A 16,763-nucleotide genomic window follows, 5' to 3' on the forward strand; every position below is an offset into this window, starting at 1 on the left:
ACGGACTGTGGCCAAGCTCCAACATGGCGACGGCACGCCGTCGCCGTGCTTCCAATTCTTCTTTCGTTCCGACTGGACGTGTCACAATGTTCAAACTAGGCGTCGAGTGAAGATAGCTCTTTGCTCGATGAAAAGCTCAATATCGAGGACAATCCGGGGCGTGGGGTAACTCACGATCGAGGGGGTTCAACGCGGTCGATCGACTCGAGATGGACGGTGTCGCGCAACTCGCCGTCGTGGCGAACATCGGTGATGATACGAATGTCGCCATCCATGTCGAACCGCTTAGCAATATCGAGGAGATCGAAGAGGCCAGCGTCAGCGTCTCGATCTAATACGAGGATCAGGTACCCCCGAGTCGGGATCCAGCCGTCTTCGACGAGTGCGAGCGACTGAAACTGCTCGAGCGCTTTCTCCGGGTTGTCTGAAGAGCCCATCGGGGGTATGGTTTCGATATGTGCTGGCAGTAGGTTAATTGTTGAGGCCAGCGGTGGCTCCGTCGTAGCGGTCTGTCTGGCTTCGACAGTGGGGACAAGCATGGAGCGTGCCCTGGTTGTCCGCGAACACGAGTTTGTACTGGTCGCTGACGTGACCGCCGCAGTTCTCGCACTTAGCCATCGGTACTCTCCGTCTCTGTGAGCTGATCGTAGAGAGCGAGCGTCGTCTCGAGTTCGCCGATCGACTCGGTGAGCGTTAACGGTTCAAGGAGGTGGTTTTCGAGACGGTCAAGGGTTTCGAGCGTATCATCGAGTTCGGTTTTGACTCGGTTGCTCGACCAGGAATTGCGGGGGCTCATCGGTTCTCACCCCTGCGTTGGGGGCACCCCGGAGCGTGGGGCAGACGATCGCGGCCACCGAGGTCGACGAGGAGCTCGCGCTGGCAATCCCGACACCGGACGTAGGCTTTCCCGCCCTGTTCGGGTGGCTCGGTGTGGTACGTGTACGCCGATTCGACCGTCGTCTTACCACCGCTGTCGGCAATCGTTGCACCGTCGGTGATGGCGTCTCGATCTCGTAGCGCACGAACTCGGGCTGCGGTCCGCTGTCGGAGTTCGCGACCTGCGTCGGTTTCGTAGTGGTCGGCTCGCTGTGCGATCGCGTCGATCTGGCGCTGTTGTGCCATCTAACTTCGCCTCCACCCCTCTCAGGGGACGACCAACACCACGAGCGGGCTGCGAGGAGTGGTTCTAGTAGATGGTTACCCCACGTAATTGGCGTTTTCAGCCGCCAATGAGACAGGCACGACGGACCGACTATCCACATTGGAGTTGCAATCTGTTTCGGAACGGTGCTCATCTCTTTCTCAATGAAAACCTCAAAATCGCTTTTAGATGGATCTGTGGGGTAACTAAAGCGTCTTCCATGCGAGTCGTGTTCTCGAGCGATTCAGAATGCGAAAATTCCAGGTTGCTCTCGCCTGATTCTCGCGTTACGTACAGGTCAAGCAGGTAACGGCGCAGCAACCTATTCCTCCGATATCTGCCAAGAGAAGCCTGCTAAATATAGAGAGTATGAAGCAAAACGCTTCAAGCATGTCCTCGAATGAGGGTTTCAACAAGGTAGCCAATCTGGTATTTTGAGGACATAAACCATCTCAATGAAATGTTCATTCCACATATCACTGGTCTCATCTAATATCTCTGATGGACGTTTGCTGGCTCGATATTTAACTTCTTAATCCGTTCGACCATCCTGTCATCCTCTAATTGGAAATGTCCAGGAGGCCCCCCTATTGCCTCCTCAAGATTATCAGTCTGGTAGACGTCGAAATGGCCCGATTCAACTTTCGAAAAGTGGTTCTGACCCATATGGTCTTTATATACCAACCACAGATGGATATCAAGATTGTTAATGGTATTCTCTCGAAGAATTTGAAGAACATCTGTGAAGATGATAGTCTCTGCTGGAATACCACGTTCAAACCCTAAAAATCCGATCTCGGCTTGATACTCGGCTGTTTCCCCTGGTTCTAGATACCCTCCATAATGTCGCATCTGGTCGGATTCAAACTGCTTAGGCGACACGAGAGAGTCGAGAGCAGGCCGTAAGTTAAATGGCCGTCCATCCATCTCTAAGCGGATATCATCTATCAGAATAAAGCTATCTCCATCATAGTAGAGTAATTCACACCACAGGTTAAGATGGTTCGCAACTCCTTCTCCCTTATTGGCAAGTTTCACAGTGTACAAATTATTCTCAACCCCGAAATCCGGATTACTCAAAATGGGTGATGATTCTAAAACCTCGATATCTGGCTCGAATTGAGTTCTGTTTAGGGAAACTTGTCTCTCCAATATCTCATTTTGTTTATCTTGGATGTCAGTTTGCTTTGCTATAAGTTCCGTTTGTCGCTCTTGGGCAATCCCGAGATTCAAGTACAGGAAGGCGAGAATAATGGCAAAAATGAGCGAACCTGCAGGTGCTACAGCTTGTGTCAACTCTAAGTAAGAGAACTGGGTTAAGGGAGCGATGATAAACACAGCAGGAAAACCAAGTAAAACTATGCTCGAAAGTAGCAATAATAGCCAATATCTTTTGTCAACTTCTTTTCCCCACATACTATCAGTATCTCATGCTAACAAAACTTTACTCTTGCTCTAACTCACATCAGACAGAGGATCAGTTTTCCGCTGACTACCCCAACTGCTGCATTCGCGCTGTGTATGCAGCACGACTCTATCGATATCCATATGATTTTACAGAAGTGATCGCGTTAGGTTCGCACTCCGATGTAACATTGGTCGAGTTTCGCCGATCGACAGAGCGGCGCTATCGTTACATACAGGTGACTGAAGTAGCGGCTCTCGCTACTGTCCAATTGACCGTTCATTTTCTGTCCACTTTTCGTCGAAACGAGGACCTTTCCTCACAACGTGCTCGTCTCTGTCCCAGTTCACCACTTCTTCCCTCTCTAATTCCGTGAGAGACAAGTGACTCAATTGGAGGCGGAGCTTCGCTACATCTTCGTCGGCTGAAGGAGGGTCATTATACAACACATTTTCAGACTGGTTCTTTCCGATCATAGCTAATAGAGACAGGAGCCGAATACGGATTAACTCCGGAGATTTTCACTAATCTCTTGTTTTTAATTAACCGAGATACTTTCTGTGGCGCATGATCAGTAAGCACGCTCGATGTAACACGACCGCACGTATTGCTCATTGAGTAGCGACTGGCCGACCGGAGAGGTTTCGAACGCGTTGGAGATTATACGCCGAGTCGAGGACGGCCGTTCGAATCGCGACTGCGGCTCGATGTTTGCACGCCCCCTGGTGGTGCTCGTCTGCTGGACACGTGCAACTGTCCGGCAAGCCGCCGTCGATCGTCACGAGGTACTCGTGGTCGCTCGGGTCTTCGTGGCTCGCGTTGCGGACGACCACACCCTGTTCGATGAGTTCGAACTCGAAGGCTTCGTATTGAGCGCGTTCGAGCGTCCGCTCGGTCGTGTCAAGGCGATCAAGTGGATGTGCTGGCATGGGTTACTCACAGTCGGGACAGATGAGCGGCAGGTCGAGATTCTCGGCGGTTTCCCAGCGGTCTCTCTCTCGACCACTCCAAACCTTCCGCAGAAATCACAGCTGGTGTTCGTCTGCTCTGGATCGGTTAGCACTTCGACGCGGGAATTGGCCGACCTGGACTCGAGGGTCAGCGGTGGTTCAGGCGTGAACTCTGCGACGATCGGATCTGAAGCTTCGCTGGCGGTGATCATCTCGACTCTCAGCGCTCAGGAGAGCGATCAACACAACCTGGGGCGCAACCCAGTGAGCTGTCCTGTCTTCTCCCACTGATTAATACGACGGCCCTGTATGGAAGCTGCGGACCTCACAGTTCTCGTTGCGACAGCGAGCACGCGTGAAGCCCATCCTTCTGGCCAGTTTGTTCTGGTATTGGCAGTGGGGACAGCGGTACGTTCCGCTCCGGGATTGGGTGTTCTGATTCATCTCTGTTCGCCTCCACCCCTCTCCGAAGGGTCGACCAACGCCACGGCTGTGTGCTTCGGATCCAGTGACCAGTTGGGGGCGGTTCCACCGGTATCAGACACTGTCTTCGCTCTCTGTACCGTCTTCAGCTTCCAACTGACAGGCCAGCGAACAGTAGTCGGGCAACCCAAGGTTGAGCGTTTTGTGGCTGTTCTCGGGAATCGGTTCGGTGCAGACTGGACACGGGTCGCCAGCCGTGTCGTTCATCGGAATCGGCCGTGCGATCCCTCGATCGCGAAGACCGTCGAGGATCTTCGCTTCGATTTCCTTCTCACTCATCGTGATCACCGCCATCCTCAACGGGATCGACCTGGATGGTGAGCTGGCAGATCGGACACTCGAGGACGAGTGGGGATGCCGTTCGAATCGTGAGAAACGTCGGATCGTGCGACCACGCCGTCCCCAAGCACTGCACTCGAGGGATCGACGTCGTGGTTCGATGAGGCGACTCGTGGTCAGGGGTTGAACACTGGTGTTGCATCTGAGGGTCCTTGTCAGGACGAGTTGATCGCGTCATCCCTCTGCCCCTCTCCAAGGGACGAACACCACCACCGGCTGGCGTTCGTGCGATCGGGCAGCCACTGGTCTGATGGTGGGGCTTGATCTGGGTGAGTTACCCCACGAGTGTTGATCATCTCTCGGTCGTGGGGTAACTATGCTCGTCCTCGTTCTCGTTCTTTGGCTCTCGATTCCAAGCTGGTTCCCACTCACAGTCGTCGTGAACGTGGTCTGCGCGCGCCGAAAACCAGTGCCGGTGGTAGCCAATGTTCTCGGTCCCAAGCCACTTTCCCGAAGCGACCGGGGCATACTCCTCGGTTTCGGGGATTTTCTCGCCATCGTCGACCGACCAGGTGTACGTGCCGTCGAACTCTGTGATGAACCCCTGATCGCCCGCTGGTTCCCGAAGTGTGCATTTCGTGTTGCAGTTCCTGCAGAACACGCCCTGGTATACGAGGTGGGTCCACTTGTCGGACCCACAGACTGGACACTTCACGACGTCGAACACGCCACTATAGCGGTCTTCGGTTTCGACGATTCCCATACTGATCAAGCCTCACTTCCGTCGGGGTCGATGCGGGTGGTCCGTCCAACTTTCCCGTGAGCGCCGGCCAACACCTGTGAGACGTGATCGAGCATCGCGATGTCGGTGACGATCGTGTTCCCGTCTTTCTGGAGAACGACCACACCGCTGTCGTGGAGCCAGACGGAGACGCCGATGCCCCAGTGGTGCCATCGGTCAGCCGAGAGGGCTGCCGACGAAAGCGACAGGCTCTCCTCACCGCGTTCGATAGCAGCCCGAACGCCGTTGCGAAGCTCCCACGCCTGCGACTCGGTCAGCGTCTCCGAAGCAGCCTCAGCACTGTCGACGTGGGCCAACAGGTTGGCGACCATCACGTCCCACCCCCGGTGTCGGTGGTCGTCGCAATCCACCCGTTATCGAGTCGAGTGGTCGGTAGCTGTGCTACTGCCAGTTCGTCTGTGCGAAACCTCTCTGAAACCCCAGCCCTCTCTGAGGGTCGACCAACGCCACTGGCCGTCCGCTGCTCGTTCGAGAGAGCGATATGCCGACGCTCTCTCGACGCGTCACGATCGCGGTCTGACAGGGATCATCGAAGCAGTCCATAGTTTTGAAGTAGATCTATTCAGAAGTTGTCAGAAACGCCGTGCAAGATGTAACGCGCGTATCTCGCACAAGAAGGAATCATATCGAGGATCCACGAATGATCCTCCGATTCGACGAGGGATGCTGTGAGGAGTGTTTCAGAGACGAGAGCTATACCAGATAGTCTGGTTTGACCACCCTTCGACTACTACAAAGATTATCGTAACAGTCTTTGGCGAACAGGTCAGACTGATTTATATGGAACGCAAGACGATCTCCGTCACGGGAATGTCGTGCAACGGGTGCGAACAGAACGTCGAGAACGCCCTCCAGACCGCCGAGGGGGTCACCCGCGTCGACGCCGACCACGATGGTGACACCGTTTAACTCGTCGTACAGGATGACGTTGTGGACGACGACATCGAAGTCGCCATCAAGGACGCGGGCTACGACGTAACGGCCTAATCGGCAGTCGCTCCTTCTTCTACGACCCCGCCTGTGTCACCGTTTTCGACGGCGAAGTCAGTGTTGACACCCTCGCCGGAGAGGAGCTGACTCGCGAAGCTGTTGGCCAGCACCGCCGACACGGACAGCACCATCGCAATCATCGCGAACACGGGGTGGACGAGGCCAGTCGTCGCCGCCGCGACACCAATACCGTTGAACGAGAACGCTGCTACGAGATTTTGTCGAGTTTTCCGGTAGCTCTCTCGGCCGATCTCGTGGGCGTCCATCACGCCGCCCAGCCGATCGCCCATCAGCACGATGTCGGCGGACTCGATGGCGATGTCCGTCCCCGCGCCGATAGCGATGCCGATGTCGGCCTGCGTGAGTGCCGGGGCGTCGTTAATGCCGTCGCCAACCATCGCCACGCGGTGCCCTTCATCCTGCAGATGACCGATCTCCTCGCGCTTCTCGTCGGGCAGCACGTCGGCCATCACGCGGTCGATGCCTACCTCCTCGGCGACCGCTTCGGCGGTACGCGCGTTGTCACCGGTGATCATGACGGGCGTGATACCGGTGTCGTGCATTCGCTGGACGGTCGCAGCGGCGTCGACCTTGATTTCATCGCCGATGCCGATCAGGCCCACAAGATCGCCGTCACGGACGACGCCCGAGACCGTGAGGCCGCGATGCTGGAGGCGCTCGATCTCAGCGGCCACACGCGAGAGATCGATGCCCTCGTCAGCGAGCCAGCCCGGCTTCCCCACGAGGACGTCGTCACCGTCGGCGGTTGCCCGGATGCCCTTGCCGGTGACAGAATCGAACGTCTCGGGGTCGGCGTATTCCACGCCACGCTCGTCGGCACACTCGAGAATTGCGCCGGCGAGCGGATGTTCGGAGAACGCCTCTGCACCCGCTGCCGTCGCCAGCACCTCGGACTCAGCACCATCGAGTCCAACGACCTCGCTGACGGCGGGCTCGCCGACCGTGATGGTGCCTGTCTTGTCCAAGACCATGCGGTCGACGTCGGGGAAGATCTGGAAGGCGTCCCCGGAGCGCATCAGAATGCCGTGGTTTGCCGCCTTTCCGCCGCCGCGGATTAGGGCGAGCGGCGTCGCCATCCCGAGCGCACAGGGATACCCGAGGACGAGAACGGCCAGCGCCGCGAAGGCACCGCGCTGAACGTTCGGGCTGGCATCCCACGTGAACGGCGTGACCAGCCAGAACAGGAAGGCCAGCGCGGCGATGGTCAAAACGGTGGGGACGAAGTACCGCAGAACGCGGTCGGCGAGTTGAATGATCCCGGGTTTCATTGCTCGCGCTTCTTCAATCTCGTGAGCGACCTGATTCAGAAACGCGTCCTCGCCGGTCTCGGTGACTTCGACCAACAGCGTGCTGGTCTCGTTGACGCTGCCACCGATCACCTCGTCGCCTGCAGATTTCTCCTCGGGGATGGACTCGCCGGTGGCAACCGACTCATCGACGGTTGATTTGCCGTCGACGACCTCGCCGTCGACGGGGATGTTCTCACCGGGTTTGACGCGGACGCGGTCGCCGACATCAAGATCGTCGACCGGGACTTCCTTGGCGCCGTCCTCGGTGATGCGGCGTGCGGTGTCCGGTTGGAGGTCGAGGAGGCTCTGGACGGCCTGCGACGCTCGCGTACGGACGATGAGGCTGGTATACTCCGAGAGAATGTGATAGGTGGTGATGAATACGGAGACGGCGAAGAAGTGGACGGTCGGGAACCCCGGAAAGACGGACAGACCGAGGAATCCGCCGAGCAACCCGGCGAAGGCGCCCGCCTCCAACAGGACGTGCTGGTTGAGGATGCCCCGACGAAGGCTCTGATAGGCCTTCTCCTTGATGTAGCGGCCGGGGCCGAACATCGTTCCAAGGGCCAGCGTGAGCGCACCGAGATCCATCGCCAGCGATTCGGACTCGAAACGGCCCATCACGACTATCATCCAACCCATCAACGCGGCGACGACGATAGAGGCGCTCCCCGCGAGGACGAGCCGACGCTTACCGTCGGCGAGTTCGGCCTGCTGCTCTTCGTACCGCTTCTCCTTGTCCGGGTCGCGGATCGAGTAACCGAGGTCGCGGAGCGTGTCCTTCACTTCGACCTCGTCGATGCGGTCGTCGTCGTACTGGACGAGTACCTCCTCGTGGGCGAGGCTCACATCGACGTCCTCAACCCCGTCGGTGCGGTGGTATGCCTTCTCGATGCTCTCCGCGCAGAACGAGCAAGACATTCCGCCGACGTTGAACTGTTTCTGTGTCGTTCCCATCTTGAGTCATCCTTGTCACGGGACGCCCATAACCATTACGATAGAAATTATAACGGTGTCAGGTATTTCGAACCGTAGTCGGATGCGTGGCGTTACTCTTACTACCGTTGTTCTCCTACCCGATGGCAAGGAAATGGCCCTGCTTGAATCCGACGTGCCGATCCGCGAGGTCGTCACGACCGACCCTGAGAAGGCGAAAGCCCTCGAGAATGACGTGCGAGCGAAGATACTGGACATGCTCGCCGAGGAAGAGATGACGATCGAGGGGATTCATGAAGAACTGCAGCGGCGCGGCGAGGACAAGGCCGAGACGACAGCGCGGCACCACGTGAACGTCCTGAAGGACGCCGAAATGGTCGAGATTGCCCGGCTTGAGGAGGCCGGTGGCGGCACGCGGAAGTACTACAAGTCGAACACGCGAGTCTTCTCCTATGACCTTCCGGAAGGGGCCGACGAGAGCCTCACGGGGACGCAGGCTACCGCGACTGAGGAGTTGGAGTCGCTCGTTGAGACGCTGTACACGGAACACGGCGACGAGATAGAGGCGGTCGCCCGCGAGATGAAGCCCTGCGAGTACTGCGAAACCCAGTACTACGAGGAGTTCGTCCTCCGTGAACTGTTGAACCAGGCCCTCATCGATCTGAGCGAAACCGGTGGCCTCGAAGACGTGTTCGGGGAGAACGACTGAGCATCACTCGACGCAACAGCTCATCTTCGAGGTGTCCCGGCGGAACGCCTGACAGGCGTGTTTGAACGCCTCGGAGAACGTCGGGAATGGATGGATTGTGTCGATGATGTCATCGACGGTGAGGTCGAACTTCACGGCCAGCGTCGCCTCGGGGATCATGTCGGCGGCCCGTGGCCCAACCATGTGGACGCCGACGATTTCGTCGGTTTCGTGGTGCTTGACGACCTGCACCAACCCACGCGTGTCCTCGACGGCCTTCGCCTTCGGGACGTCGTCCATCTTCACCGTTCGGCACGTGCAGGTACCGTGCTCGTTCATATACTCCAATTCGGTGGTGCCGACGCTGGCGACTTCAGGGCTGGTGAACACCACCTTCGGGACAGTGTGGTAGTCGATGGTTGAGCCCTCGTCGCCGGATGCGTTATTAACGGCGTGGTTACCCTCCTTGGCGGCAACGGTCTCCAGCATCGGCTCCCCGATGCAGTCTCCGGCCGCGTACACGTCCGGATTTCCAGTCTGGAACCCGTCATCCACGACGATGGCGCCCGATCCGTCAGTCTCGATACCGATCTCATCTAGTCCGATGTCGTCGGTGTTCGGGCTGACACCGGTAGCGACGAAGAGGTCGGCAGCCGTGAACGTCTGTGAGTCGCCGGCAACCGTGGCCTCGACGGTGACGCCGTATCCCGTCTCGCTTCCCTCGGAGACCCGCTCGATGTCCACACCCGTCTCGACGGTGATTCCCTCCGCCTCGAAGCACCGCTGGAGTTCACGCCCGAGCTGGCCCTCCATCTCAGACAGGACGCGGTTCGACCGCTGGAGGATCGTCACGTCCGTTCCCATATGGTGGAGGATCTGGCCCCACTCAAGCGCGACATAGCCACCACCGATCATCACGATGCTCGTGGGGAGGTCGCAGCGTTCGAGGATGGTCTCGCTGGTCTCGTATTCCACTGTGTCAATTCCGTCGATAGGCACGATATCCGGAGAACTACCGGTCGCCACGAGCGCCTTCTCTCCGGAAATCGTCGTGCCGGCGTCGGCACCATCGACAACCCCGATGGTCGTGTTGTCGACGAGGCAGCCGTATCCCTCGTAGATGTCTGTGCCGAAGTGTTCCGCCACGTCGATGTAGTTCTGTTCGCGGAGCGAGGCGACGATCTCGTCCTTCTCGTCGATGGCTGCCGCCCAGTTCGTTGCCGGTTGGTCGTCGTCGTATTCGACCGCATCAAAGGGAGTGTTCGGCGGCTCGTAGGCCGTCTTTCCCACTTCCAGGAGGTGCTTGCTCGGGATACAGCCGACGTTCACGCACGTCCCGCCGAGTGGCAGTCCAGTGTTCACTATCGCGATTGAGAGGTCGCGCCGGTCGGCCTCTGTGATGGCCGCAAAGGCCGCTGAGCCGCCGCCGAGAATTACGAGGTCATACGAGCGAGAAGTCGTCATCTTGGTCTATAGTTTGTAACGCGAAGTTATTATACTGTGGAGTCCAAAGCTATTGAGTAGGTTGGAGGCCTCTAAGTAATGGCAGACGCTACTTCTTCACCGGAACCGACGTGCGACGTTGACGGGACGTGTTACTGTCCACTGACGGGCGTGATCAACACGCTCAGTCGAAAATACGCGATGCAGTTGGTGAGCATCATCGGCGCCCACGACTCGCTTCGCTTCGCCGAGATTGAAGACCACCTCGCGAGTGCCAGCACCTCGACGATCTCGAAGCGGTTGGACGAGTTCAAGGAGGCTGGACTGGTGTCGCGCACGCAGTACAACGAGATTCCGCCGCGCGTGGAGTATGCACTGACCGAGGAAGGTCACGAAGTGCGCGAGCGGCTCGAACCACTGCTGGAGTGGACGATGACTCGATCTGGCACGGCCACTCAATAAGCACCTCTATTGGTTAGCTGAATGAACTCAAATTGCTCGGAACAAACAAGGTCAGTCTACTGAACTCACTCTCTAAGTCTTGCACGCCGATTTCAACATATCTTCTATCTATCCACATCAACTAGTGTGAGAATCTCCGCTACCCCCTCTGAATCTACCATGGAGTAACGGCTAGTTGTCGGCAGTTTCACCTCCGTCGGCGACCGTCTGGGGCGTCTCGTACTGGGTGACAGTCGGCTGGTTCGTCGGAAGCAGCAGGTGCTTCACGAGTGCTTTGCCGAGGCTAACTGGCACAGCGTTCCCGATCTGCTTCGTGATCTGAGTCTTGTTCCCGGCGAACTCGTACGCTTCGGGAAAGCCTTGGGCCACAGCAAGCTCCCGTGGTTGGAGCATCCGGTAGCGGAGATCGAGTCCCCACGGGTAACAGTCTGGGATGCACAGCGCGTGACGATCTTTCGTCGTTACCGTCGGGAGCGGCTCGTCGATTGACTCCACGTCGGAATTCCCGTAGTATTCCACCAGGAACGGACGAGCAAGGTACGGATCGGACCCAGTTGCGGTGATCGTCGGGTACGGCTCCTCGATCTCGTGCGTTCGGGGACACTGCCCTTCTCGTTCGCTCTTGTATGGGACGAGAAACGGCCAAACGAGGTGCCCATCGTGGTTTTTCGCCGTCACCGTGCGGAGTGAACACTCGTCCGGCTCGTAGGTCGTGTTTGAGTGCAGCCCTCGGAACGCTCCGTTTCGTGGAAGAACGAACGGGTCAGTGTGGATACAGTGGATCGCCCCCCGCGTGGCGACCGTCGGGACGGGACTTTCGGTGGCGTCCTTCGCCAGTGCGTTCGAGTGCTGTCCCATCACCATCGTCGTCGAAAACTCGGTCTCATCGGCGTCAGGATCGGCTGCTGGCCCCTCCACGAGGAACGGATCGTCGCGTTCGTCGGCTGTGTGCTCGAGATCGTCGAGGGCAACCACGTCGTCTTGCATCGCTTCGACGTCTTCGGGCGTGATCTCGGCGATGGCGTCTGCGTACGGCGCGAGACTGTCGGCACAGTGTTGGCGGATGCCTTCGGCGATCCGCTGCATCGTGTTGTTCGACAGGGGCCGAGAGCGCGTCCAGATCGAGTCGCCGAGCTCGTCCCAGTCGATGATCTCCGCAGCACTGCGCCACTCGTCGGTACCCGGCTCGTCGCCGTTCTGACTGTGGGTTGGGTCGGGGAACGCGGGACGATAGTCCCGACGCGCCATGACGAAGAAGCGGCGGCGAGAGGTTGCATCACCGTAGTCCGCCGCGTTCAACGTCGTGTGGCGAACCGAATAGCGGTCGGCCTCCAGCTGGGTTTTCCAGGCGTCGAATTTCGTCCCGTCACGCGTCGGTTCACCATCGACGATGGGTCCCCACGATTTGAACTCGGGGACGTTCTCGAGGAGAACCGACTCGGGTTGGAGTTTGCCGATCCAGTCGAGGACGTGCATCGGGCTCGCACGCTGCTGTTCGGTCACCGGCTTGCCGCCTCGGGCGGCCGAGAAGTGCGTACACTCGGGAGCGGCGATGAGGAGATCGACGGCTCCAGGGTCGACGACGTCGGGCGGGTAGAGTTCCTCGACTTTCGCGTTGAGGTGCGCCGCCCACGGGTGGTTTCGTTGGTGAGTTTCGATAGCCTTCCCCCAGTGATTGACTGCAACGAGTTCGACGTCGCGGTCCAACTCTTCGCAGGCTTCTGCGAGGGCCGTTGAAAGACCCCCACCGCCGCAAAACAGGTCCACGGCACGAACGGCCTCGTCTGATCGGTTTGTCATCTTTTGAACCCTCCACCCCTTGTCGAGGGGGTCGAACAACGCCACCGACGTGCGGTGCAGTCCGCAGCCCGTCGAGTTGAGGAACAGCGGCAAGGTTCCAAGTTACCCCACGCCCTCGTATTCTGTTTCCTCCGTGGGGTAACGAAGAGAGTCCCATCGAGAGAGGTGGTGAGCAAACCGGCGATACCGCCGCCGGTTAGGATCACTGTTCGTTGTGGTTCGCGTCTCGAATTCTCGAAGCCGCCTCGTCGATCGCGTCTTGAAGATCGGCACGCTTGAAGGTGGCCGGACGACTCGATCCTGCAAACGTCGACGTCCGGGGAGCGTAGCCGGCCCAGTGGTCGTCGCGACCCTACTCCAACTTGTAGAGCCGAGAGTGCTCGGCGTCGCAGAGTGAGATCGTCTCTTTCGTCACGTTGACGTACGCCAGTCGGTCGAGATCGAGCGATTCACAATAGACCTCAATCCGTTTGCGGTCTTCGAAGCTCCCTGTCCGTAGCTGGAGCCGCTCTAGATCACCGCCCCCAAACCTGGAAAGCATCGTTTGGCTCTCTTCAGAAGGCATCGGTGGTCACCTTGACCGAGTCGTCTGTTCGTGACATCTCGCTCCATCCCATCGTACCTCTGCCCCTCTCGGGGGGTGACCAACGCCACCGGATGTGCGGTGCGCGCAGGCAGTCACGCCGGGGTTGCTGGGTCGTGGCTGTCGGGATCGTCACACGAGCAGCCGATCGCGGCGACGTCGCCACAGTTGGGACACTCGTAGATCGGAATCACGTCCGAGCCCCGCTGGGGCAGCGGTCCTTCTTTCGGCCCCTCGTAGCCACACTCGGAACAGTGAGAGCGACTCATCGGTCTCGCCGTGCTTCCTCGCGGACCCAGTGGGCCGCCTGCTGGTGGTCAGCAACCAGTTCGTGCGTTGTGGTCTTCCCAGCGAGCAGCCGGCCGGTCTCGACATCGGTCACGACGTCGGAGCGAGCGACTGCCGAGAGCAGATCGCTCGCGATTGAAGCCATCGTCGCTGCCCGTTCGTGGGCGTAGGCGTCGTGTTCGTGATCGAGCGCGGGCTCGGCGGGCCGGTCGGCCTCGAGTTCGGCGAGGCGCAGGATCGCCCGTGCACCCCAGCAGTCGAACTTGGTGTCGTCGAGGTGGTCCGACTCGTGAACCACGTCGTGTAACTGCTCGGCACGATCGCGGATGATCGGTGCATACGCCTCGGCATCGATCTCCTCGTCAGTCATCCCGATCGGCCCCCACATTGCCGGAGTGCTCGCCGACCGGGCACCACCACTGGACGACAACCGTCCCGTTATCGAGATCATCGACATCGTACTCGGCGCCGTCTGGGATCGGCAACGTGACGTGTTCCTCGCCGGCCTCTTCGGGGTAGCCCTCGGCCGGTTCCGAGCGGTCGTCGCCGTACTCGGCGTCTGGTACCGGATCATCGATCCCGCCGGGTCGACCGTAGCCGGGAACGGCGTGAGGGTCCGAATCAAGCGCCCGCCGCCGTTCCTCTCGAGCGCCCTGATGGAGCTCACGGAGTTCGGGATCCATCAGCACCACCCCTCGTCGGGTTCACTCGAGAGGCTGCTGTCGTCTTCGGTGAGCGGTACGTCTTCGTCGAACGTGCGGTCGTAGACCTCGAGTAGTGGCATTCGAACTCACTTCCAGGGGACGAGCTACTGCCTTCATCTCGCCCCTCTACCCCTCTCGGGGGTGAATCGACACTACCGTGCGGTGCGGACAGGTGTCTCGGTGACGTGTCCGGGCTGGATACGGGCTACGGTGGCTGTGGGGCAGCCCCGCGTTCGAGCGAGTTGAACCCGCCGAGATTCGCGTGCAGGAGTTCGCCCGGTTGAACGACGTATCGACAGGCGTGGACCGGATGCCGGCACTTGATGAGCCCGGCACCCTCGTGTCAGAGTCACCCTCTCGAATCAAGCTGATGGAGAGGTTATACTTTTCACAGGTGTGTTTCGGAGGGGTCGAAAAACGTCTTGTAATCGTCGCCGAGGGCATAAAGGAAGTCCTCGGTGACTTGCGCGACGCGCTTGTCGATTTCGGACTCGTAAATCGGGCGGAGAGCCCAGAGCATCACGTGTGAGTTCTGTCGGGAAAGAGCTTTACCCTCATCGAGGTCGGTGTAGGTGATTTTCCGTGCCCACGCGTTGTCCGTATAGAATCCAGTGGTGAGAAACGCAGCAGTGTAGGCAGGATCTTCGACAGTCTCGTTGTATCGGTCAGGATGTTTGTCGTCAGAAATAATGAGGGCAGGACGACTGGATTTAGCATCATATGGATCATGGTCGAGAACGACAACTGCTCCCTGTGGGTAATAAGTATCCATAACTGAGGGCACGTCACTCGTCAAGATCCGGCATCTCGGCTATCGTCTCGAGATCCGCTTCATGGTCTCCCTGTTCCGCATCGACATTCGGCTGCGGGAGACGTTCTTGGCCGAGGTCGGGAAGGTCACTAGCCCAGTTTGGGTTCTCTTCGAAATAGTCGTCGTCGAACATTCGTTCCAACGTGTTGGCGTCTTTGAACGACCGGAGGCGACGATAGATAGCATCGCGTCGATCATGATTGATATGAACGTGGTCGCCGTCGGAATGCCGTTCAATGACTCCCTTTTCCACGAGACGGTCCACGGTTTTGTAGACGCTCGTTTGCTTCACGTCGGCGTGCTCTGCGAGCTCGGTCTTCGTGAAGGCAGTATTCGGGTATTTGCTGAGGACGGCAAGTACCCGGGCTTCGTTGGTTCCCGGCCGAACATCGATAGGATCGTCGCCGTCATGCTGAATTTCAATTGGCATAGTTGGTGTCAACCTATGTCTGATTATGTCTTATGACGTCAGGCCATAAAAAGTCTGCGGAGCAACATTCCTCACACAGATCGATCTTTCCGTTAGGAATGGGGAGACGCTTATCCCCGAAACGAAGCCAGATCACTCAGGTTCTCACCCCGATCTTCGTTCGACACGAGCATCCACGGCAGGAGCTGTTCGATGTTGTCGCTGCTTGGAGTATTGCCATAATACCACGCGGAGGACAGTCGTTCCCCCGCAGCCCTCCAGGGGATGAACAACATCTCCGAGCACAACGGGTGCGTTGGTCGCCGTTTGCGGAGTTACCCCACGGCCTGGACTAACCTCTCCTCTGTGGGGTAACTCACGAGACGAGTGGCTGGGCGGGGAGCTGTTCGACCGCTGCTTTGGTCTGCTTCGCTGGCGTCATCTCTCTTCGCACTCCTGGTCTTCTGGAGTGAACCAACACGACCAGTGGGAGCAAGCTGCTGGCCGCTCCCACCTTCCACCCTCCGTCGGTTACTGGGCCAGATCTGCCCCAGCGCCCTCGAAGATGTCAGTTTGGGACCGGCAGTTCGGGCAAGCGTGGAGCGTCCCATCGTTGCCAGCGAATACCCTGGCGTATTGTTCTGTCACGTGACTGCCACAGTTCTCGCAGTTAGGCATCGTCGGCCTCCATCTCGGCGAGGTGGTCGTAGAAAGCGATCGTCGTCTCGAGTTCGACGATCGAGTCGTTGAGCGTCAGCGGCTCGGCAAGGTGCTCGTCGAGCCGGCGGAGATTCTCAAGCGCGTCTTCAAGCTCGGATTTCACCCGATCGGATGACCAGGATTGGCGGGTGGGACTCATCGCGACTCACCCGTGCGTTGGGGGCATCCTGGTGCGTGGGGCAAGCGATCTCGCCCGCCGAGTTCGACGAGGAGTTCGCGCTCGCAGTCGCGGCACCGGACGTACGCTTCCCCGCCCTGTTCAGGTGGCTCGATGTGACGAGTGTAGGCCTGTTCGGACGAGCTGTCACCACCACTGTCGGTGATCAGTCCTCCGTCGGGGGCGACGTCTCGGTTCCGGAGGGCGCGAACTCGGGCTGCTGCACGCTGGCGGAGTTCGCGCCCCGCGTTGGTTTCGTAGTGATCAGCTCGCTGTACGATCGCGTCGATCTGGCGCTGTTGTGCCATCTAACTTCGCCTCCATCCCTCTCAGGGAGAGACCAACACCACGAGCGGGCTGCGGGGAGTGGTTCTAGTGGACGGTTACCCCACGTAATTGGCG

Annotated in this window: 24 protein-coding genes; 3 read left to right on the forward strand and 21 right to left on the reverse strand. The window is 58.8% G+C overall.

Translation table 11 applies throughout. The features are described from left to right. Positions 1-170: 170 nt before the first annotated feature. The 9 genes from LCF40_RS17860 to LCF40_RS17900 all read right to left on the reverse strand — a co-directional run bounded on the left by LCF40_RS17860 (position 171) and on the right by LCF40_RS17900 (position 5,371). Positions 171-437, reverse strand: coding sequence for a hypothetical protein (locus LCF40_RS17860; protein ID WP_224829545.1), 267 nt, complete (start codon positions 435-437; stop codon positions 171-173). 34 nt (positions 438-471) lie between these two features. Then, entirely contained in the window at positions 472-618 is a 147-nt protein-coding gene (locus LCF40_RS17865; RefSeq protein WP_198668079.1) for a DUF7563 family protein, read from the reverse strand. Further along, a complete protein-coding gene (locus LCF40_RS17870; RefSeq protein ID WP_224829546.1) occupies positions 611-796 on the reverse strand; it encodes a hypothetical protein in 186 nt (61 codons plus the stop codon). Before LCF40_RS17870 ends, LCF40_RS17865 begins: the two co-directional genes overlap by 8 nt. Further along, on the reverse strand, positions 793-1,122 hold the full coding sequence (locus tag LCF40_RS17875; protein WP_224829547.1) for a DUF8118 domain-containing protein: 330 nt from the start codon (positions 1,120-1,122) through the stop codon (positions 793-795). The genes LCF40_RS17870 and LCF40_RS17875 overlap by 4 nt, the downstream gene beginning before the upstream one ends. A 508-nt stretch (positions 1,123-1,630) precedes the next feature. Next, complete coding sequence (locus LCF40_RS17880; RefSeq protein ID WP_224829548.1) at positions 1,631-2,557, reverse strand: hypothetical protein; 927 nt, start codon at positions 2,555-2,557, stop codon at positions 1,631-1,633. A gap of 600 nt (positions 2,558-3,157) precedes the next feature. Next, positions 3,158-3,475 (reverse strand): SWIM zinc finger family protein, encoded by a 318-nt coding sequence (locus tag LCF40_RS17885; RefSeq protein WP_224829549.1) that lies wholly within the window; start codon positions 3,473-3,475, stop codon positions 3,158-3,160. 558 nt (positions 3,476-4,033) lie between these two features. Then, positions 4,034-4,258 carry a hypothetical protein gene (locus LCF40_RS17890; protein WP_224829550.1) on the reverse strand — a complete coding sequence of 75 codons (225 nt, stop codon included), beginning with the start codon at positions 4,256-4,258 and terminating at the stop codon, positions 4,034-4,036. Between the two features lie 352 nt (positions 4,259-4,610). Further along, positions 4,611-5,021, reverse strand: a complete 411-nt coding sequence (locus LCF40_RS17895; RefSeq protein WP_224829551.1) for a DUF7567 family protein — start codon at positions 5,019-5,021, stop codon at positions 4,611-4,613. A 5-nt stretch (positions 5,022-5,026) separates the two neighbouring features. Then, positions 5,027-5,371 (reverse strand): hypothetical protein, encoded by a 345-nt coding sequence (locus tag LCF40_RS17900; RefSeq protein WP_224829552.1) that lies wholly within the window; start codon positions 5,369-5,371, stop codon positions 5,027-5,029. A 469-nt stretch (positions 5,372-5,840) separates the two neighbouring features. Here LCF40_RS17900 and LCF40_RS17905 point away from each other — a divergent pair, with 469 nt between their 5' ends. Further along, positions 5,841-5,969: a heavy-metal-associated domain-containing protein gene (locus LCF40_RS17905; protein WP_224829553.1), complete on the forward strand. Its 129-nt coding sequence runs from the start codon at positions 5,841-5,843 to the stop codon at positions 5,967-5,969. Positions 5,970-6,043: 74 nt separating this feature from the next. Here the strand turns inward: LCF40_RS17905 and LCF40_RS17910 are convergent, their stop codons facing one another. Continuing rightward, positions 6,044-8,317, reverse strand: a complete 2,274-nt coding sequence (locus tag LCF40_RS17910; RefSeq protein WP_224829554.1) for a heavy metal translocating P-type ATPase — start codon at positions 8,315-8,317, stop codon at positions 6,044-6,046. A gap of 133 nt (positions 8,318-8,450) precedes the next feature. Between LCF40_RS17910 and LCF40_RS17915 the strand changes: the two genes are divergently transcribed. Further along, positions 8,451-9,005 (forward strand): winged helix-turn-helix domain-containing protein, encoded by a 555-nt coding sequence (locus LCF40_RS17915; RefSeq protein WP_224829555.1) that lies wholly within the window; start codon positions 8,451-8,453, stop codon positions 9,003-9,005. 3 nt (positions 9,006-9,008) lie between these two features. Here LCF40_RS17915 and merA read toward each other — a convergent pair whose 3' ends face one another. Next, positions 9,009-10,448, reverse strand: coding sequence for a mercury(II) reductase (merA, locus tag LCF40_RS17920; protein ID WP_224829556.1), 1,440 nt, complete (start codon positions 10,446-10,448; stop codon positions 9,009-9,011). A gap of 78 nt (positions 10,449-10,526) precedes the next feature. Between merA and LCF40_RS17925 the strand changes: the two genes are divergently transcribed. Beyond that, complete coding sequence (locus LCF40_RS17925) at positions 10,527-10,889, forward strand: winged helix-turn-helix transcriptional regulator (protein WP_345777863.1); 363 nt, start codon at positions 10,527-10,529, stop codon at positions 10,887-10,889. Positions 10,890-11,060: 171 nt separating this feature from the next. Here the strand turns inward: LCF40_RS17925 and LCF40_RS17930 are convergent, their stop codons facing one another. The 10 genes from LCF40_RS17930 to LCF40_RS17970 all read right to left on the reverse strand — a co-directional run bounded on the left by LCF40_RS17930 (position 11,061) and on the right by LCF40_RS17970 (position 16,669). Beyond that, positions 11,061-12,689 (reverse strand): DNA cytosine methyltransferase, encoded by a 1,629-nt coding sequence (locus tag LCF40_RS17930; RefSeq protein WP_224829558.1) that lies wholly within the window; start codon positions 12,687-12,689, stop codon positions 11,061-11,063. A 352-nt stretch (positions 12,690-13,041) separates the two neighbouring features. Beyond that, positions 13,042-13,254 (reverse strand): hypothetical protein, encoded by a 213-nt coding sequence (locus LCF40_RS17935; RefSeq protein WP_224829559.1) that lies wholly within the window; start codon positions 13,252-13,254, stop codon positions 13,042-13,044. A gap of 113 nt (positions 13,255-13,367) precedes the next feature. Beyond that, positions 13,368-13,541, reverse strand: coding sequence for a hypothetical protein (locus LCF40_RS17940; RefSeq protein ID WP_224829560.1), 174 nt, complete (start codon positions 13,539-13,541; stop codon positions 13,368-13,370). Continuing rightward, positions 13,538-13,930, reverse strand: coding sequence for a hypothetical protein (locus tag LCF40_RS17945; protein ID WP_224829561.1), 393 nt, complete (start codon positions 13,928-13,930; stop codon positions 13,538-13,540). Before LCF40_RS17945 ends, LCF40_RS17940 begins: the two co-directional genes overlap by 4 nt. After that, the gene (locus tag LCF40_RS17950; protein WP_224829562.1) at positions 13,923-14,243 is read right to left on the reverse strand and encodes a hypothetical protein; all 321 of its coding nucleotides are present in this window, start codon (positions 14,241-14,243) and stop codon (positions 13,923-13,925) included. Before LCF40_RS17950 ends, LCF40_RS17945 begins: the two co-directional genes overlap by 8 nt. Before the next feature lie 409 nt (positions 14,244-14,652). Then, on the reverse strand, positions 14,653-15,060 hold the full coding sequence (locus tag LCF40_RS17955; RefSeq protein ID WP_224829563.1) for a type II toxin-antitoxin system PemK/MazF family toxin: 408 nt from the start codon (positions 15,058-15,060) through the stop codon (positions 14,653-14,655). Further along, complete coding sequence (locus LCF40_RS17960; RefSeq protein ID WP_224829564.1) at positions 15,050-15,505, reverse strand: MarR family transcriptional regulator; 456 nt, start codon at positions 15,503-15,505, stop codon at positions 15,050-15,052. The genes LCF40_RS17955 and LCF40_RS17960 overlap by 11 nt, the downstream gene beginning before the upstream one ends. 510 nt (positions 15,506-16,015) lie before the next feature. Then, positions 16,016-16,162, reverse strand: a complete 147-nt coding sequence (locus tag LCF40_RS23795) for a DUF7563 family protein (protein ID WP_425504256.1) — start codon at positions 16,160-16,162, stop codon at positions 16,016-16,018. After that, positions 16,155-16,343, reverse strand: coding sequence for a hypothetical protein (locus tag LCF40_RS17965; protein WP_224829565.1), 189 nt, complete (start codon positions 16,341-16,343; stop codon positions 16,155-16,157). The genes LCF40_RS23795 and LCF40_RS17965 overlap by 8 nt, the downstream gene beginning before the upstream one ends. Further along, complete coding sequence (locus tag LCF40_RS17970) at positions 16,340-16,669, reverse strand: DUF8118 domain-containing protein (protein WP_224829566.1); 330 nt, start codon at positions 16,667-16,669, stop codon at positions 16,340-16,342. The genes LCF40_RS17965 and LCF40_RS17970 overlap by 4 nt, the downstream gene beginning before the upstream one ends. Between the last annotated feature and the right edge of the window lie 94 nt (positions 16,670-16,763).

The organism is Saliphagus infecundisoli (assembly GCF_020177375.1).
Lineage (GTDB): Archaea > Halobacteriota > Halobacteria > Halobacteriales > Natrialbaceae > Saliphagus > Saliphagus infecundisoli.

What these genes read in the sequence shown, in the direction of transcription:
- LCF40_RS17900 (WP_224829552.1), bottom strand. Translation starts at nt 5,371, where the DNA reads ATGGTCGCCAACCTGTTGGCCCACGTCGACAGTGCTGAGGCTGCTTCG.
- LCF40_RS17930 (WP_224829558.1), bottom strand. Translation starts at nt 12,689, where the DNA reads ATGACAAACCGATCAGACGAGGCCGTTCGTGCCGTGGACCTGTTTTGC.
- LCF40_RS17950 (WP_224829562.1), bottom strand. Translation starts at nt 14,243, where the DNA reads ATGGATCCCGAACTCCGTGAGCTCCATCAGGGCGCTCGAGAGGAACGG.
- LCF40_RS17880 (WP_224829548.1), bottom strand. Translation starts at nt 2,557, where the DNA reads ATGTGGGGAAAAGAAGTTGACAAAAGATATTGGCTATTATTGCTACTT.
- LCF40_RS17870 (WP_224829546.1), bottom strand. Translation starts at nt 796, where the DNA reads ATGAGCCCCCGCAATTCCTGGTCGAGCAACCGAGTCAAAACCGAACTC.
- LCF40_RS17865 (WP_198668079.1), bottom strand. Translation starts at nt 618, where the DNA reads ATGGCTAAGTGCGAGAACTGCGGCGGTCACGTCAGCGACCAGTACAAA.
- LCF40_RS17875 (WP_224829547.1), bottom strand. Translation starts at nt 1,122, where the DNA reads ATGGCACAACAGCGCCAGATCGACGCGATCGCACAGCGAGCCGACCAC.
- LCF40_RS17945 (WP_224829561.1), bottom strand. Translation starts at nt 13,930, where the DNA reads ATGACTGACGAGGAGATCGATGCCGAGGCGTATGCACCGATCATCCGC.
- LCF40_RS17895 (WP_224829551.1), bottom strand. Translation starts at nt 5,021, where the DNA reads ATGGGAATCGTCGAAACCGAAGACCGCTATAGTGGCGTGTTCGACGTC.
- LCF40_RS17935 (WP_224829559.1), bottom strand. Translation starts at nt 13,254, where the DNA reads ATGCCTTCTGAAGAGAGCCAAACGATGCTTTCCAGGTTTGGGGGCGGT.
- LCF40_RS17940 (WP_224829560.1), bottom strand. Translation starts at nt 13,541, where the DNA reads ATGAGTCGCTCTCACTGTTCCGAGTGTGGCTACGAGGGGCCGAAAGAA.
- LCF40_RS17890 (WP_224829550.1), bottom strand. Translation starts at nt 4,258, where the DNA reads ATGAGTGAGAAGGAAATCGAAGCGAAGATCCTCGACGGTCTTCGCGAT.
- merA (WP_224829556.1), bottom strand. Translation starts at nt 10,448, where the DNA reads ATGACGACTTCTCGCTCGTATGACCTCGTAATTCTCGGCGGCGGCTCA.
- LCF40_RS17905 (WP_224829553.1), top strand. Translation starts at nt 5,841, where the DNA reads ATGGAACGCAAGACGATCTCCGTCACGGGAATGTCGTGCAACGGGTGC.
- LCF40_RS17960 (WP_224829564.1), bottom strand. Translation starts at nt 15,505, where the DNA reads ATGCCAATTGAAATTCAGCATGACGGCGACGATCCTATCGATGTTCGG.
- LCF40_RS17860 (WP_224829545.1), bottom strand. Translation starts at nt 437, where the DNA reads ATGGGCTCTTCAGACAACCCGGAGAAAGCGCTCGAGCAGTTTCAGTCG.
- LCF40_RS23795 (WP_425504256.1), bottom strand. Translation starts at nt 16,162, where the DNA reads ATGCCTAACTGCGAGAACTGTGGCAGTCACGTGACAGAACAATACGCC.
- LCF40_RS17965 (WP_224829565.1), bottom strand. Translation starts at nt 16,343, where the DNA reads ATGAGTCCCACCCGCCAATCCTGGTCATCCGATCGGGTGAAATCCGAG.
- LCF40_RS17970 (WP_224829566.1), bottom strand. Translation starts at nt 16,669, where the DNA reads ATGGCACAACAGCGCCAGATCGACGCGATCGTACAGCGAGCTGATCAC.
- LCF40_RS17925 (WP_345777863.1), top strand. Translation starts at nt 10,527, where the DNA reads ATGGCAGACGCTACTTCTTCACCGGAACCGACGTGCGACGTTGACGGG.
- LCF40_RS17910 (WP_224829554.1), bottom strand. Translation starts at nt 8,317, where the DNA reads ATGGGAACGACACAGAAACAGTTCAACGTCGGCGGAATGTCTTGCTCG.
- LCF40_RS17885 (WP_224829549.1), bottom strand. Translation starts at nt 3,475, where the DNA reads ATGCCAGCACATCCACTTGATCGCCTTGACACGACCGAGCGGACGCTC.
- LCF40_RS17915 (WP_224829555.1), top strand. Translation starts at nt 8,451, where the DNA reads ATGGCCCTGCTTGAATCCGACGTGCCGATCCGCGAGGTCGTCACGACC.